This is a genomic window from Aeromonas sp. R10-2 (genome assembly GCF_040908445.1).
Classification (GTDB): Bacteria; Pseudomonadota; Gammaproteobacteria; order Enterobacterales; family Aeromonadaceae; genus Aeromonas; species Aeromonas veronii.
This window is the reverse complement of record NZ_JBFODS010000032.1, coordinates 17,741-34,239: the sequence shown is the minus strand read 5'-3', so window position 1 is coordinate 34,239 and position 16,499 is coordinate 17,741. Positions and strand designations below refer to the sequence as shown.

Genomic DNA, 16,499 nt, shown 5'->3' with positions numbered 1-16,499 from the left:
CATGTACAGGATCTTTAGCAGCAACCAATTGAAATAGATATAAAAATGGCTTCGATTGTGATCTGATTTTATCGCCAAACAAAACCGCCACGCACGAAGCCATGACCATTATCGATGCCAACCACTATCTTGAGCAACTTCTCTCTCCTGCCGAACTCGACCGCATTGCCCGTGACTGCCAATTTTGCTTGCGCAAACGAGCCATTACGCCTGCCATGCTGGTGACTGCACTCTTGCGGGCACTTGGCTGCGACCAGGTCGATGGTATCGCTGGATTGCACCATCATTTCAATGCCTTGCAACTGGTTGATGCCCATCAGGTTTCCTACAAGCCCTTTCACAACCAGTTGCGCAAAGCGTCGTTCGCCCTGTTCATGAAGGCGCTGGTTGAACGGGCTATCGCCTTGCGTATCGGCCAACAGATGAAGACTGCATCCCTTGGCGCATTCAAACAGGTGTTGTTGCAGGATGGTACTTCCTTTGCCGTCCACAAAAGCCTGGCCGAAGTGTTTCCGGGAAGGTTCAAGACCATTAGCCCGGCGGCAATCGAGTGTCATATGCTCATGTCTCTATTGGAGCAAAGTCCAGTTTGCATGCAGGTCTCTGCCGATACGGCGTCAGAGCGCCAGTTCCTGCCTGAGCCCGAGCGGCTCAATAACAGCCTGCTGTTGGCGGACGCGGGTTACATCGATATGGCCTACTTTGCGAAACTAAACGAGGCGGGCGGTTTCTATCTGGTCAGGGGTAGTAAGAGCCTGAACCCGAAGATTATCCGGGCATGGCGCGGTGACGAACGGGAAGTGCCGAAGCTGGCGGGCCTGTCACTCAAGGATGCTGGACGGCGGCACTGTCGGGCAGAGGTACTGGATATGGTGGTGAAATCGGGCAAGTTCGAGTATCGGCTGATCCGACGCTGGTTTGCCGAGGAGAAACGGTTCTGTATCTGGATGACCAATCTGCCACGAGAGGCATGGCCAGCAGAGCGGGTGATGAGCCTGTACCGCTGTCGTTGGCAGGTGGAGCTGCTGTTTAAGGAGTGGAAGTCGCACAACCGGCTCAAGGGCTTTGTGACAGGTCAGAAAGCCATTGCCGAGGGGCTGGTGTGGGCCAGCCTGTTGTCGCTGGTGATGAAAAGACGGGTAGCTCAGACGCTGATGGGGGACGGTTTATCCACACTGAAAGCGGCGAAAAATAGCGGAACCTGGTGGTTCCCGTTATTGGAAGCGGTGGCTCATCGGGTGTTGGTGGAAATAAGAGAGCGTCTGGAATGGGCTGCCGTTTACTTGGCGAAAAATGCCCGTCGAACCAAGCAGCGAAAATCGATACAGAACAGGACCTTAGAAGGAATTTCAAATGAAGTGTTTTCTTAAGGTCCTGTATATGAGTATCGCTTCGCCCTGTGAAATAAAACCCTACAAATTAATAAATAAAAAGAGATTTGCGATGAAGATGTATAGCAATCTGCCCATTGGTCTTCATGATATTACTGAAGCCAAAAAAAGACTGACCAATCATATATACAAGACCGCGCAACTACCCTCTAACTACATCAGCGAACGTTGCCATGGCGAGGTTTACCTCAAGCTTGAAAACATGCAACGTACAGGCTCTTTTAAAATTCGTGGTGCCTTCAACAAACTCAGTTCATTAAGTCTGGAAGACCGACAAAAAGGTGTTGTCGCCTGCTCGGCGGGCAATCATGCCCAAGGTGTATCACTCTCCAGTGCTATGCTGGGAATTGATGCCAAGGTGGTCATGCCTTGCTGTGCCCCCAAATCAAAAATTGCTGCAACCAGTGACTATTCAGCCAAAGTGATCCTCCATGGAAATAGCTTCAATGACACCATTGCCAAAGTCAGCGAAATCGTGGAGATGGAAGGCCGCGTATTTATCCCCCCTTTCGACGATGCAAAAGTGATTGCCGGCCAGGGCACCATTGGCCTGGAAATTATCGAAGATTTGTATGATGTCGATAACATCATAGTGCCGATCGGTGGCGGTGGTTTGATTGCCGGTGTTGCCATGGCTATCAAATCTATTAATCCGACCATCAAGGTGATTGGTGTGCAATCCGAGAATGTGCACGGTATGGCGGCCTCTTTCTATGCCGGTACCATGACCAATCACAGAACCAGCAGCACGCTGGCCGATGGCTGTGATGTGGCAAGACCCGGTTCACTGACCTTCGAAATCGTCAAACAATTGGTGGATGATATTGTACTGGTCACCGAGGATGATATTCGTCATAGCATGGTTGACCTTATTCAGCGCAACAAGGTGATTACCGAAGGGGCGGGAGCTCTGGCCTCGGCAGCGCTGCTCAGTGGCAAGCTGAAACATTATGTCGAAGGTAAAAAGACCGTCAGCATTATTTCGGGTGGCAATATTGATCTGACCCGGATCGCCGAAATTATCGAACAGAACAATATTCGTCAATTTAGCCTGTAAGGAATGCAGTCATGATATTAGACAGTGTTGTAACCGGCAGTAAAGAGAATACGCGTGCATGGCGTAAATCGGATACCACATGGGGATTAGGTCTGTTCGGTACTGCTATCGGGGCGGGGGTCTTGTTCTTTCCCATCCGGGCCGGATATGGTGGCCTGATCCCAATATTAATCATGCTGGTGCTGGCTTACCCCATTGCATTTTATTGCCACAGGGCGTTGGCCAGATTATGTCTTTCTGGTAGTAATCCATCGGCAAATATTACCGAGACCGTTGAAGAACATTTTGGCAAGATGGGTGGAGTGGTAATTACCTTCCTCTATTTCTTTGCCATCTGCCCACTGCTGTGGATATATGGTGTGACGATCACCAATACCTTTATGGCATTTTGGGAGCATCAACTACAGTTGGTTCCGCTTAATCGAGGTGTGGTTGCACTGGCATTGTTGATGTTGATGGCATTCGTGATCTACTTCGGTAAAGATCTGATGGTCAAGGTGATGAGCTATCTGGTCTTTCCCTTTATTGCCAGTCTGATCGTTATCTCTCTCTCCCTCGTCCCGTACTGGAACAGTGCCGTCTTTGATCAGGTCAATCTGAGCGAGATATCGATGTTTGGTCACGATGGTATTCTGGTTACCATCTGGCTGGGGATCTCCATCATGGTCTTCTCCTTCAACTTCTCGCCGATAGTCTCTTCTTTCATTGTCTCCAAACGGGAAGAGTATGAGCAGGAGTTCGGGCGTGATTTTACCGAGAAACGCTGCTCGAAGATTATCTCCGGTGCCAGCATGCTGATGGTGGCCGTGGTGATGTTCTTTGCCTTCAGCTGCCTCTTTACCCTGTCACCGCAAAACATGGCGGAAGCCAAAGCCCAGAATATTCCGGTGCTCTCCTATCTGGCTAACCACTTCTCCTCAATGACGGGCAGCAAGTCTGCGTTTGCCACCACCCTGGAGTATGCGGCGTCCATTATCGCGCTGGTTGCTATCTTCAAATCCTTCTTCGGTCACTATCTGGGGACGTTGGAAGGGTTGAATGGCCTTATCCTCCGCTTTGGCTACCAGGGTGACAAGAGCAAGGTTTCCAGTAAAAAACTCAACATGGTCAGTATGTTGTTCATCATGGGTTCGACCTGGCTGGTCGCTTATGTGAACCCCAACATCCTCGACCTGATTGAGGCAATGGGGGCGCCAATCATCGCTTCCCTGCTCTGTCTGCTGCCGATGTATGCGGTGAGCAAGACACCGGCACTTGCAAAATATAAAGGTCAGGCCAGCAACCTGTTTGTCACCATCATCGGTGTGCTGACCATCCTGAATATAGTTTCCAAGCTGTTCTGAAAACCTTTTCTGCAAGTCATCAACCATTCAGGCTCCCCTGGCGGGGTCTGGATGGTGCAGTCAGACATGAGCAATAACCGGTTCTTCGTTGGCCACAATTATGTGGGCCCTGGGTAAGGCTTGCCATTTTTTGACTTTCTGTTTATGGCGAAATGCCCTGACTGCAGTGACTCGACACTATTAATCTCGAGGCGATGTAATGAAGTTTGATTCGTTGGTTCTGGTTATCAATTGCGGCTCCTCATCGGTCAAATTCTCGGTACTGGAGAGTCAATCCTGTGAGGTGGTGATATCCGGTATGGCGGATGGTATTGAGACGGCCCATCCCCAATTGCAAGTGGGTAAAGAGCCCGCTATGTCATTAACTGAAAATAACCACACCTGTGCATTGGCTGCCATCGCGGCGGAATTGAAAAAACGGGATCTGCTGGGTGCCATTGCACTGGTGGGTCATCGTATTGCTCATGGTGGTAGTGAATTTAGCGAAGCCGTGATCATTGATGAACATGTCTTGGCCAAAATAAAGCAGGTGTCACCCTTGGCCCCCCTGCACAATCACGCCAATTTAAGTGGCGTGATGGCCGCCCGCCAGCTATTTCCCACACAACCCCAAATTGCGGTATTTGATACCGGCTTTCACCAGACCCTCAAGCCGGAAGCTTATATCTATGGGCTGCCTTACCAATATTTGCAGGATTATGGAGTGCGTCGCTATGGTTTCCATGGCACCTCCCATCGCTATGTTGCCGAGCAGGCTTGCGTATTTATGGGGCTGGATGAGCAACATGCCGGTCTGGTCATCGCTCATCTGGGCAATGGCGCCTCTATTTGCGCGGTGCAGGATGGCAAGAGCGTCGATACCTCAATGGGGATGACGCCGCTGGAGGGGCTGATCATGGGCAGCCGCAGCGGCGATATCGATTTTGGCGCGCTGGCCTATATCGCCAGCAAGACGGGTCAATCTATCGAGGATATCGAGCGGGTATTGAACAAGCAGTCCGGCCTGCTGGGTATTTCGGGGCTCTCCTCAGATATGCGGGTATTGGAAGCTGCCTATCACGAAGGACATCCCGGGGCGAAATTGGCCATTCACGCCTTTGCCCATCGTATTGCCCGCCATATCGGTGGTCATGCCACCTCATTGCGCCGACTGGATGCCGTTATTTTCACCGGCGGTATTGGCGAAAACTCGGCCTTTATCAGAAAGCTGGTATGCGAACGACTTCAGGTATTTGGCGTAGCGATCAGCGAGCCGTTTAACCAGCGTCCCAATAGCGAGGGTTGTCGGATTATTTCGGCGGCAGAGTCCATGGTGCTGGCGGCGGTTATTCCCACCAATGAAGAGAAAATGATCGCGCTGGATGCCATTCGTCTGGGGCAGCAGGTTCGTCAGGCCGAGTGCGTCTGACATCTTCCACTGTAGTGTCATGAGTAGTGAATGAGGTTTATTTGATGAAAGTTGATATGCAATTGGATCAGGATAAATTCCGTCAGGCATGGCAAGGGTTTGCCGGTGAAAACTGGAAGCACGAGATCAACGTCCGTGATTTTATCCAGCAGAACTACACCCCCTATGAAGGTGACGAACAGTTTTTAGCAGATGCCACCGAAGCGACCACCACTTTATGGAACAAGGTGATGAAGGGGATTCGTATCGAGAATGCCACCCACGCACCGGTCGATTTTGATACCAATATTGCCACCACAATTACCGCCCACGGGCCGGGTTATATCGAGCAGGGGCTGGAAAAAATCGTTGGCCTGCAAACCGACAAGCCCCTTAAAAGAGCGCTGCACCCGTTTGGCGGCGTAAATATGATCCGCAGCTCTTTTGAAGCATATGGCCGGGAGATGGATCCCGAATTTGAATATCCCTTCAGCGAATTGCGCAAAACCCATAACCAGGGCGTGTTCGACGTCTACTCTCCCGAGATGTTGCGCTGCCGAAAATCAGGAATTTTGACCGGTTTGCCGGATGGTTACGGCCGTGGTCGCATTATCGGAGATTATCGTCGGGTAGCGCTCTATGGCATAGATTATCTAATCCGTGAGCGGGAGCTGCAGTTTGCCGATCTGCAACCGGCTCTCGAGCGGGGAGAGCTGCTGGAGCAGGTGATCCGCCAGCGCGAGGAGCTGGCCGAGCACAAGCGGGCACTGGTGCAGATCAAGCAGATGGCGGCCAGCTACGGCTTTGACATCTCCGGGCCGGCACGCACTGCCCAGCAGGCGGTGCAGTGGCTCTACTTTGCCTATCTGGCGGCAGTGAAGTCGCAAAATGGCGGGGCCATGTCCCTCGGTCGTACAGCTACCTTCCTCGACATCTATATCGAGCGGGATCTGAAGGCGGGGCTTATCAGCGAGCAGGATGCCCAGGAGCTGGTCGATCACTTCATCATGAAGATCCGCATGGTGCGCTTCCTGCGTACCCCCGAGTTTGACTCCCTCTTCTCCGGCGACCCCATTTGGGCCACCGAGGTGATCGGTGGCATGGGGCTGGATGGTCGCACCCTGGTGACCAAGAACTCCTTCCGCTACCTCCACACCCTCAAGACCATGGGGCCGGCGCCCGAGCCCAACCTCACCATCCTATGGGCGGAAGGGCTGCCGCGGGCCTTCAAGACCTATGCGGCCCGCGTCTCCATCGATACCTCATCCCTGCAGTATGAGAACGATGATCTGATGCGCACCGACTTCGAGAGCGATGATTACGCCATCGCCTGCTGCGTGAGCCCTATGGTGATCGGCAAGCAGATGCAGTTCTTCGGTGCTCGCGCCAATCTGGCCAAAACCCTGCTCTATTGCATCAACGGCGGGGTGGACGAGAAGCTGAAGATCCAGGTCGGCCCGAAAGTGGCGCCCATCATGGACGAGGTGCTGGATTACGCCACTGTCATGGCCAGCCTCGACAGCTTTATGGACTGGCTGGCGGTGCAGTACATCAGTGCGCTCAACCTTATTCACTACATGCACGACAAGTACAGCTACGAGGCTTCCCTGATGGCGCTGCACGACCGCGACGTCTATCGCACCATGGCCTGCGGCATTGCAGGTCTGTCGGTGGCGGCCATCAAGTACGCCAGGGTCAAGCCGGTGCGCGATGCTGACGGGCTGGCGGTCGATTTTGTGATTGAGGGGGAGTATCCCCAGTACGGCAACAACGACGAGCGGGCCGACTCTATCGCCTGCGATCTGGTCGAGCGCTTCATGAAGAAGATCCAGGCGCTACCGACCTACCGCAATGCGGTGCCGACCCAGTCGATCCTGACCATCACCTCCAACGTGGTCTATGGCCAGAAGACCGGCAACACCCCGGATGGCCGCCGCGCCGGTGCCCCGTTTGCCCCGGGGGCCAACCCGATGCACGGTCGGGATCGCAAGGGGGCGGTTGCTTCACTCGCCTCGGTGGCCAAGCTGCCGTTCAAATACGCCAAGGACGGGATCTCCTACACCTTCTCCATCGTGCCGGGGGCGCTCGGCAAGGAACCCGCCAATCGCGAGAACAATCTGGTGGGGCTGATGGATGGCTACTTCCATCACGAGCGGGATGTGGAAGGGGGCCAGCACCTCAACGTCAACGTGATGAACCGCGAGATGCTGCTGGATGCCATCGAGAATCCGGACAAGTACCCCAGTCTGACCATCCGGGTCTCCGGCTATGCGGTTCGCTTCAACGCCCTGACCCGCGAGCAGCAGCAGGACGTCATCTCCAGAACCTTCACCAACATGATGTAACTCTCATGCCCGGGGTGAGCAGGCTTGCTCCGGGCCTACTTTTTGTTTGTCAGCACGAGGAAGTAACAGATGCGACAGGTTATCACTACCAAGGCGGCGCCGGGCGCCATCGGCCCCTATGTGCAGGCCACCCGGATTGGCAACATCCTATACACCTCCGGCCAGATCCCGCTGGACCCGGTGAGCGGCGACATTGCAGAGGGTATCGAAGCGCAGACCCTGCGCTCCCTGCAAAACGTAAAGGCGATTGTCGAGGCAGCAGGCGGCGAGGTGCGCAACATCTTCAAGACCACGGTGTTTGTCTCGGATCTGAACGACTTTGCTGCGGTGAATCAGGTCTACAACGACTTCTTCTCCGAGCACGATGCCATGTATCCGGCGCGCTCTTGCGTGGAGGTGGCTCGGTTACCGAAGGATGTGAAGATCGAGATAGAGGCGATTGCTGCGCTGTAATTCCATCGGGAGTGTGTCAGCAAGCCAAAACAGAGCGGCTGCCAATGGCAGCCGCTTTTGTCTATATGGTCATCGGGCAGATCAGGCGATCCGTTCGATACGTGCCATGTAGAAACCGTCGAAGCCAGTCTCTGACGGGCTCACAGTGTGATCGTCACGCAGACGGAAGTTCTCGTTGGCCGCGAGGAACTTGTCCACCTGCTGGCGGTTCTCCTCGGGCAGGATGGAGCAGGTTGCATAGACCAGCAGACCACCAACCTTCACCATCTGGCTGTAACGCTGCAGGATCTCTTCTTGCAGCGCGACCAGCACCGGCAGACGCTCGGCGGTATCACGCCATTTGGCATCCGGATTGCGCTTGAGTACGCCAAGCCCGGAGCAGGGCACGTCCAGCAGTACGCGGTCGGCGCTCTCTTTGAGGCGCTTGACGGTCTTGCTGCTGGTGATGACCCGGGTCTCCACGTTGTGGGCACCCGCGCGACGAGCGCGCTGCTTGAGGTTCTCCAGCTTCCACTCTTCCACATCCATTGCCAGCAGACGGCCTTTGCCCTGCATCATGGCGGCGATATGCAGGGTCTTGCCACCGGCACCGGCGCAGGCGTCGATAACGCGCATGCCCGGGGCAACTTCCAGCGCAGCAGCAACCAGCTGGGAGCCTGCGTCCTGCTGTTCGAAGCAACCATCGGCAAAGGCCTTGGTACGGAACAGGGCGGCGTCGGAGGTGACCTGCAGGGCAGTCTCCACACCTTCAACCGGAATGGTGGTGACCTGCTCTTTGGCCAGCATGGCTTGCAGCTCATCACGGGTGCACTTGAGGGTGTTGACCCGCAGGTAACGCTTGGGCATCCAGGCCAGGGCTGCACGCTCGGCAGGCCAGGCTTCACCCAACTGCTCGCTACCCAGTTTCTCCAGCCAGCTCGGGCAACCATCCATCAATACCGGGTTCTTCTTCGCCTCGGTCAGACGGCGGCGGAATGCCTCTTCATTGAAGCGATCCAGGGTCGGGTGGTTGGGCTGGGCAATTTTGTGGAAGGCGTGCCAGCTGTGCAGCAGCGGCCAGACATTCTTTTCGGCCTGACGCACCTGAATACCGGTGAGGAAGCAATAGAGGCTGAGACGGCGCAGCAGGTCGCCGGTGACCAGGGCAATCCTTGCCTGTTCTTGCGGTTTTAGTTCGATGCCGGAGAAGTGACGGGCATAAGCGCGGTCGAGGGTAAGACCCTGACCGAGCACATCGTCAACAATGGCAACGACAAGATCCCCGAAACGGGGCAACAGTGGGGATTTGAGCATGAGATTAACCTTGGCCAGATAAAGATGAACCATCCGAGTAGCTGTGGATGATTCTAAAACAGATAAACCGGCGCAATGATAGGTGTAAGGGTCATGCGGTGCAAGGTAGATATATAAAGTGTGGTCGAGTGTGATTCCCTTTTTGACTGTGACTACGTCTGAAAATTGGCAAGAGCAACTGCCGAAGTGTTATCTGTTCTGCGGTGGAGTGCTCGGCTGCGTTATGGCTTGTCACCGCAAGAGGGGCGGAGCACAATGCCTGCGTCACTCTCTTGATGGTCGTGGAACCATTATTTATTTGAAGGAAAATCAAGATGATGGATGTTGCTGATCTGCGCCGTGAATACTCCCGTGGCGGGCTGCACCGGGCCGATCTGCCGGCCGAGCCGCTGGCGCTGTTCGAGAAGTGGTTGGCGCAGGCCTGTGAGGCCAAACTGACCGATCCCACCGCCATGGTGGTAGCGACGGTGGATGCCGATGGTCAGCCCTGGCAGCGCACCGTGCTGCTCAAGCACTACGACGCCCAGGGGATGGTCTTTTACACCAACATGGGCAGCCGCAAGGCGCAGCAGCTGGAAGGCAATCCCCGTATCAGCCTGCTCTTCCCCTGGCATACGCTCGACCGTCAGGTGCATGTGACCGGTCGGGTGGAGAAGATGAGCACCTTCGAGGTGATGAAGTATTTCCACAGCCGTCCCAAGGATAGCCAGATCGCAGCCTGGGTCTCCAAGCAGTCGACCCGCATCTCGGCCCGCGGCGTGCTGGAGGCCAAGTTCCTCGAGCTCAAGCAGAAGTTTGCAAATGGCGAAGTGCCGCTGCCGAGCTTCTGGGGCGGATTCCGGGTGGTGATCGAGACGGTGGAGTTCTGGCAGGGGGGCGAGCACCGGCTGCACGACCGCTTCTACTACACTCGCGAAGGGGATGGCTGGCACATTGAGCGCCTGGCTCCCTGATCGCGCTGTTCAAATCTGTTTTCACAAGGAGTGTGCATGCGTCTGTATGGTGATCTGCGTTCCGGCAACTGTTACAAGGTGTGGCTGCTGGCCCGCTGGCTGGAGTTGCCCCTTGAGTGGGTTGAGGTGGATATTCAGGAGGGGGATACCCATATCCCCGCATTTCTGGCCATGAACCCCAACGGCAAGATCCCGGTGCTGGAGATTGGCCAGGGCGATGCGCTGGCGGAATCCAACGCCATCCTCTTCTATCTGGCGCAAGGCAGCGCCTTGTGGCCCACCGATCCGCGCCAGCAGGCCGAGGTGCTCAAGTGGATGTTCTTCGAGCAGTACAGCCATGAACCCTATATCGCGGTGGCCCGCTTTATCGTTCACTATCTCGGCCGCCCCGAGTCCCAGGAGGCGCGTCTCGACGGGCTGAAAGCCGGTGGCGAGAAGGCGCTGGCGGTAATGGAGCAGCAGCTGAAACAGAGCCCCTATCTGTGCGGTGATGCGCCGACCATCGCCGATATCGCCCTTTATGCCTACACCCATGTGGCAGAGGAGGGGATCTTTTCTCTGCAGGGGTGGCCCGCTATCCGTAGCTGGATCGCCCGTATCGAAGCCCATCCCCGCCATCTGACGCTGCCAGCGGCCTGTCAGGCCAGCTGATGGAACTGCTGATCGAGGCCAGTCTGTGGCAACCGCAGTGGGCTGCGCTGTTGCCGCACTGGCAGCAGCAAGGTCATCGCTGGCAGCTGCTGCTCGGCAAAGAAGCGGCGGCTGCCCTCGATCAAACCGATGCACCCTGGGCGAGCAGCCCTCCGGACGGGGTGCTCTGCCCGGGAGCCCTGCTGGCTGCCTGGCTCGATGGGGATCTGCTGGCGGATTTTCATGTTGATCCCAGCCGCCAGGTTCTGATCAGTGCCTCTACCTCCCTATTGACCCTCGCCAAGGAGCAGGGACTGCTCACCCTTGGCCCTGTGGGGGCCGATCTGCCGCTCACCCCCGAGGCCGATTTGGGTGCCGTGCTTAATCGCCTGCTGGCGCGCCGCGTGATGATACCGACGTTGGCCGAGGATTCGCACGCCGCTGGCGTCGTGCTGCGACCACTGCAGGCCGCCGATGAGCGCGAGATAGTGCGCTACTGCAGCGACGAGGCGCTGGCCCGCTATACCCTCAATATTCCTCACCCCTATCCGCCGGAGGGGGCCCGCGACTGGCTGGCCCTTAGCTGGCGCAAGGCGGCGCTTGGCCTTGGCTGGAGCTGGGCCATCACCTTGCCAGAGGAGCAAGGGGCGGCGCTGGTTGGGGTGATCTCCTTGCACTGGAATGGCGAGCTCGCCTGGTGGGTGGGCGTGCCCTGGCAGAATCGCGGTCTGGCGACTCGGGCCGCTGGCTTGGTCAAGGAGTTTGCCTTTGACCAACTGCAACTGCCGGCGCTGACGGCTCGCCATATGCCGGACAATTTAGCCTCCGGCCGGGTGATGGCAAAAGTGGGGATGCACTATCGCGGGCGGCGCCATATCAGTGGTCGCCAGCCGTGTGAGGTGAGCTACTGGCGACTGGATCGCGCACCCTCCTTACCCAATCCCCTGCCCGAGGAAATTTCCAGCTGGCTGGCAGATGAGCGGATTGCCGTGGTGATCCTGTGGGAGCCTGCCACGATCAATCGGCAGAGTGCCAACGGCAAGCTGGCCATCTCGCTCTTTGTGGATAAGAGGGGGGCTGGGGAGGAGTCCTGTTTTCTGCGTTGCCCGCCGCATCTTGAGAGGTTGTTGGCGCTGCACTGTTATCCCGTCGATCTGCTGGAGCAGGCCGAACCGGAGCAGTTGTCCCATCTTGGCGGCGTCTTGCTGAAAGACAGGGATGAACAGGGGCTGGCGTGGTTGCTGCAACTGGCCGCGCTGCAGCGGCAGGGGCCAGAGCTGCTCAGCCGCGAGGAGCGCGCATCACGGCTCCACTGGTTCAACCAATTGATGGCGCTGGCGCTGGGCGGCAACGGTGACTCGCCGCAGATACGCTATCAGCAGTTACGGCTGCTGGTGGAGCTGCCGGAGCTGGTCGATGAGCTGGATGGCTGTTGGCATCAAACGCCCGAACTGACCTTTGATCGGTTGGCGCGGGAGGCTCCCGCCCTCTGGCTGGCCTACCACGAGGCGATGAACAGGGTCACCCCGGCTACGCTAACCGCCTTGCAGCAGCAGTTTGCAGCTTGTTTTCCTGAGTGCACCCTCCCATTTTTGGACAAAGGTACTCAGAATGACCAGCCGTTGTGTGGAATAATGCCCGCTCTGCTGTACGAGGAGTAATACCTGATGTTGAGAACCGAGTGCCCCGGTGACATGCTGCCGGTCTATGAGCTGCTGAGTGCCGCCTTCGGTCGTTCCGATGAGGCCGAACTGGTCAACCGCCTGCGCGAATGTGGTGCTGCCGTAGTGACCATGGTCGAAGAGGAAGAGTACGAGTTCATGGGGCACCTGATGCTAAGCCCGATCACCATTAACGGCATGGAAGGGCCCTGGCTCGGTCTGGCGCCGGTCGCGGTTCATCCCGACTGGCAAGGTCAGGGGATTGGCTCTGATCTCATCCGTGAAGGGCTTGATACGGCGCTCGAAATGGACTGGAAAGGGGTGGTAGTACTCGGGGATCCGGCCTATTACAGCCGTTTCGGTTTCCGCCCGGCCAGCGAGTTTGGCCTCCACTGCATCTATGAGGTGCCTGCCGACTGCTTTATGGCGATGGAGCTGCAGGAGCGCGGTTTTGCGGGTGTGCAGGGTGAGGTGCTCTATCACCCGCTGTTTGACGAGCTGCCTGACGAAGAGCCGCTCGAGGTGTGAATGGTCGACATCTGTGAAAAAGGCGCCTGATGGCGCCTTTTTCATCTCTATCAGCCAGTCAGGTTAGTTGAAGAACCAGTAACCACGGTTGACCAGACGGGTCAGCAGTTGCAGGAAGCCAGCCTGATCGGCCAGCTCCACCATGTCGGCCTGAGTGATGATGTCTTTGTCACACAGGAGCGAAATGGCGGCCGCATCTTCGCTCTGCAGCGTCCAGGCTTCGCCGTCGATGAAGCACTGCTGGCTCTCGCCGCTGAACCAGACGGTGCGCAGACCCGGCACCTTGATGGCAGGTTCGCCCTGGGTCAGCAGGTCGGCCACTTCCTCGGCGCTGTAGTCCGGCTCGACCGGATTGACATCCAGATCGTGCTTGGCCTCGGAGATCATGGTGCCGAACCACTCCTTGAACAGGGTCTCGTCATCGAGGGCCTGCTGCATCAGCTCGCGCAGACGGTGCAGCTCGTGGGGCTGGATCTCGCCGTGACGGGCACGGGGCTTGAGATCGGCATCGCCATAACGCTCGGTACGCACCTCGTTGTCGATCAGATGATCGGCAAAGGAGGAGATAAGCGCCTTGGCATCTGGTGCGCGGAAACCCACCGAGAAGTTCATGGAGGGCTCGATGGCGTAGCCTTCGTGGGGGAATCCGGGCGGAATGTAGAGAATGTCACCCGGCTCCATGATGACGTCGATGATAGCCTCGAACGGCTCGCAGTGCAGCAGGGCGGCGTGGGCGGCAAACTCGTTGAGCGGCTTGGCATCGCCAACCCGCCAGTGGCGTTTGCCCAGCCCCTGGGTGATGAACACATCGTAGTTGTCGATGTGGGGGCCGACACCCGCGTGAGGGGTGGAGAAGCTTACCATCACATCGTCAAAGCGCCAGCCCGGAATGAACTGGAACGGCACCGCCAGCTCGTTCACCTCGGGGGCCCAGTGGTTGCAGGCCTGTACCAGAATGGTCCAGTTCTCTTCGCCCAGATGGTCGTAGGATTCGAAGGGGCCGTGGGCCGCATCCCACTTGCCGTCGAAACGGGTGACGAGGCGGGACTCTACCACCTCTTCCATGGCCAGACCCGCCAGCTCGTCCGGGCTGATGGGATCCTGAAAGTCGGTGAAGCCGCCCTTGATAAGGAGCGGGCGCTTCTGCCAGTAGTGCTCGAGGAAGTGAGCGATATCCAGATTGAGTTCGTACATGCTGTTTCTCGTGTCTCGCAAAGAGGTTTTGCCCAAGGCGGGCTTGGGAAAAGCCACTCGGGATCCTGCCGTGGCAGGGAAAATAACAGGGGCCCTGTGGCGTATCGTGCACAGGGCCCCTTCGTCACTGCCGGTTGGCTTACTTCAGCAGATCAACCAGACGCTGGGCGTCACCGATGTAGTTGGCCGGGGTCAGCTTCTTCAGCTCAACCTTGACCGCTTCCGGCAACTCCAGAGTGTCGATAAAGGTACGCATCCCTTCGGCATCGACGCGGCGACCACGGGTCAGCTCCTTGAGCTTCTCGTAGGGCTTCTCGATACCGTAGCGGCGCATCACGGTCTGGATCGGCTCGGCCAGCACTTCCCAGTTGGCGTCCAGATCGGCGGCCATGGCGGCGTCGTTGGCTTCCAGCTTGGAGATGCCCTTCAGGGTCGCCTGATAGGCAATCAGGGAGTAACCCACCGCTACACCCAGGTTGCGCAGTACGGTAGAGTCGGTCAGATCACGCTGCCAGCGGGAGATGGGCAGCTTGCTCGCCAGATGCTGGAACACGGCGTTGGCCAGACCCAGATTGCCTTCGGAGTTCTCGAAGTCGATGGGGTTGACCTTGTGCGGCATGGTGGAGGAGCCGATCTCGCCCGCGATGGTGCGCTGCTTGAAGTGACCCAGGGAGATGTAACCCCACACATCGCGGTCGAAGTCGATCAGGATGGTGTTGAAGCGGGCCATGGCGTCGAACAGCTCGGCGATGTAGTCGTGCGGCTCGATCTGGGTGGTGTAGGGGTTCCAGGTCAGGCCCAGGGAGGTAACAAACTCCTCGGAGAACTGGTGCCAGTCCACATTCGGGTAGGCGCTAAGGTGGGCGTTGTAGTTGCCGACCGCACCGTTGATCTTGCCGAGGATCTCCACCGCCATGATCTGCTTGAACTGGCGCTCCAGACGGTAGGCTACGTTGGCCATCTCCTTGCCCATGGTGCTCGGGGTCGCCGGCTGACCGTGGGTGCGGGAGAGCAGCGGCATGTCACGGTACTCGTGAGCCAGACGCTTGAGCTCGTTGATCAGCTTCTCGCAATAAGGTTTGATGACCTCTTCGCGGGCGGTTTTCAGCATCAGACCGTGGGAGTTGTTGTTGATGTCTTCCGAGGTGCAGGCGAAGTGGATGAACTCGCTGACAGCCGCCAGCTCCGGGTTCACTTCGACTTTCTCTTTGAGGAAGTACTCCACCGCTTTCACATCATGGTTGGTGGTGCGCTCGATCTGTTTGATGCGGGCGGCGTCACTCTCGTTGAAGTTGCTGACGATGCCGTCGAGCAGGGCATTGGCGGCCGCGCTCAGGGCAGGGACTTCCGGGATCCCGGCGTGGCTGGCCAGTTTTTGCAACCAGCGCACCTCGACTTCGACGCGAAAACGCAGCAGGCCGAATTCGGAGAAGATAGGGCGCAGGGCATCGGCCTTGTCGCCATAACGACCGTCAATCGGGGAAACAGCAGTCAGCGCGGACAGCTCCATGGGGTGAACTCCTGATGATTTGTGTGGGGGATCCGTATCCACTCGCGCGTGGGGCTGAGTCGTCATCAAGGCGGATGTGCGGCTGTTCACCCTGATGTCGACCTCGGCTGGCCCGCGCGCGAGCCGATGATTAGTAACGTTTGGCCAGCTCCACCATCTTCTTGCGAGCGAAGATGATCTGGGTGCGGCTGCCACCGAGCTGACGCCACAGCACGCAGGCACGAATGCCTGCCAGCAGCAGGGCGCGCACCTTGTGCTGCACCAGCGGTTGCTGCAGGAACAGCGGGGTACCCGCAACCTGGATGCGCGGCCCGATGGGGCTGATAAGATCGCTGTAGATGCTCGCCATGTTGGCCAAAATCTGCTCGTCGAGCAGATCGAAGTGCTGTTGCTGGCGGCCAATCTGGCTGATCCGCTCACCCAGCATATTGAGAATGTCCTTGCGCTTGGCCAGCTTGCGCTCCAGCGCAATCAGGCTCACCACGTAGCGGGTCAGCTCGGCATTCTTCTGGCTGCCGTCGGCACCCAGCTGCTCGACCAGCGCACGGTAGCCGTCGCGAATGGCCAGATGGGTGTTGTTGAACACCTCGAGCGGCTGGCTCGGGTTGGTCACCAGAATGCTGGAGAGGCTCTCGCGCAGGGCGGCCTCGTCACAGCTGCCGTCTCGGGCCACCTTCTGCACCAGATACGCGGCCTGGCAGATGCCGGCAAAGGCCATGGTTCTGTCTTGGAATTTATCGCTCACGTCTGCTGC

The 16,499-nt window shown here is 57.5% G+C and carries 14 protein-coding genes; 10 read left to right on the top strand and 4 right to left on the bottom strand.

All coding sequences use genetic code 11. The features are described 5' to 3' along the window. Positions 1-101: 101 nt before the first annotated feature. The 6 genes from AB5Y97_RS07260 to AB5Y97_RS07235 all read left to right on the top strand — a co-directional run bounded on the left by AB5Y97_RS07260 (position 102) and on the right by AB5Y97_RS07235 (position 7,976). Entirely contained in the window at positions 102-1,370 is a 1,269-nt protein-coding gene (locus AB5Y97_RS07260; RefSeq protein WP_041206016.1) for an IS4-like element ISAeme4 family transposase, read from the top strand. Between the two features lie 10 nt (positions 1,371-1,380). Beyond that, a complete protein-coding gene (gene tdcB / locus AB5Y97_RS07255) occupies positions 1,381-2,448 on the top strand; it encodes a bifunctional threonine ammonia-lyase/L-serine ammonia-lyase TdcB (protein WP_331377983.1) in 1,068 nt (355 codons plus the stop codon). An 11-nt stretch (positions 2,449-2,459) separates the two neighbouring features. Then, positions 2,460-3,791 carry a threonine/serine transporter TdcC gene (tdcC, locus tag AB5Y97_RS07250; RefSeq protein WP_201946155.1) on the top strand — a complete coding sequence of 444 codons (1,332 nt, stop codon included), beginning with the start codon at positions 2,460-2,462 and terminating at the stop codon, positions 3,789-3,791. Between the two features lie 199 nt (positions 3,792-3,990). Next, entirely contained in the window at positions 3,991-5,199 is a 1,209-nt protein-coding gene (gene tdcD / locus AB5Y97_RS07245; RefSeq protein ID WP_201946153.1) for a propionate kinase, read from the top strand. Positions 5,200-5,243: 44 nt separating this feature from the next. Further along, positions 5,244-7,523, top strand: a complete 2,280-nt coding sequence (pflB, locus tag AB5Y97_RS07240; RefSeq protein WP_368157450.1) for a formate C-acetyltransferase — start codon at positions 5,244-5,246, stop codon at positions 7,521-7,523. A gap of 69 nt (positions 7,524-7,592) precedes the next feature. Further along, positions 7,593-7,976, top strand: coding sequence for a RidA family protein (locus AB5Y97_RS07235; RefSeq protein WP_201946150.1), 384 nt, complete (start codon positions 7,593-7,595; stop codon positions 7,974-7,976). Between the two features lie 81 nt (positions 7,977-8,057). Here the strand turns inward: AB5Y97_RS07235 and AB5Y97_RS07230 are convergent, their stop codons facing one another. Further along, complete coding sequence (locus AB5Y97_RS07230) at positions 8,058-9,269, bottom strand: RsmB/NOP family class I SAM-dependent RNA methyltransferase (protein ID WP_047434271.1); 1,212 nt, start codon at positions 9,267-9,269, stop codon at positions 8,058-8,060. 314 nt (positions 9,270-9,583) lie between these two features. Here AB5Y97_RS07230 and pdxH point away from each other — a divergent pair, with 314 nt between their 5' ends. The 4 genes from pdxH to AB5Y97_RS07210 are packed head-to-tail and all read left to right on the top strand — an operon-like array spanning position 9,584 to position 13,041. Further along, positions 9,584-10,222 carry a pyridoxamine 5'-phosphate oxidase gene (pdxH, locus tag AB5Y97_RS07225; protein WP_013723557.1) on the top strand — a complete coding sequence of 213 codons (639 nt, stop codon included), beginning with the start codon at positions 9,584-9,586 and terminating at the stop codon, positions 10,220-10,222. 36 nt (positions 10,223-10,258) lie between these two features. After that, complete coding sequence (locus AB5Y97_RS07220) at positions 10,259-10,873, top strand: glutathione S-transferase family protein (RefSeq protein WP_368157448.1); 615 nt, start codon at positions 10,259-10,261, stop codon at positions 10,871-10,873. Beyond that, positions 10,873-12,513, top strand: a complete 1,641-nt coding sequence (locus tag AB5Y97_RS07215) for a GNAT family N-acetyltransferase (protein ID WP_201946147.1) — start codon at positions 10,873-10,875, stop codon at positions 12,511-12,513. The genes AB5Y97_RS07220 and AB5Y97_RS07215 overlap by 1 nt, the downstream gene beginning before the upstream one ends. Positions 12,514-12,519: 6 nt before the next feature. Then, a complete protein-coding gene (locus AB5Y97_RS07210) occupies positions 12,520-13,041 on the top strand; it encodes a GNAT family N-acetyltransferase (RefSeq protein ID WP_368157446.1) in 522 nt (173 codons plus the stop codon). Positions 13,042-13,104: 63 nt separating this feature from the next. On the opposite strand, the gene AB5Y97_RS07205 is transcribed toward AB5Y97_RS07210, so the two are convergent. The 3 genes from AB5Y97_RS07205 to hflD all read right to left on the bottom strand — a co-directional run bounded on the left by AB5Y97_RS07205 (position 13,105) and on the right by hflD (position 16,490). Continuing rightward, complete coding sequence (locus AB5Y97_RS07205; protein WP_005334626.1) at positions 13,105-14,235, bottom strand: cupin domain-containing protein; 1,131 nt, start codon at positions 14,233-14,235, stop codon at positions 13,105-13,107. A 139-nt stretch (positions 14,236-14,374) separates the two neighbouring features. Beyond that, positions 14,375-15,745, bottom strand: a complete 1,371-nt coding sequence (gene purB / locus AB5Y97_RS07200) for an adenylosuccinate lyase (RefSeq protein ID WP_139493466.1) — start codon at positions 15,743-15,745, stop codon at positions 14,375-14,377. Positions 15,746-15,875: 130 nt separating this feature from the next. Then, the gene (gene hflD / locus AB5Y97_RS07195; RefSeq protein WP_005334622.1) at positions 15,876-16,490 is read right to left on the bottom strand and encodes a high frequency lysogenization protein HflD; all 615 of its coding nucleotides are present in this window, start codon (positions 16,488-16,490) and stop codon (positions 15,876-15,878) included. Positions 16,491-16,499 lie beyond the last annotated feature (9 nt).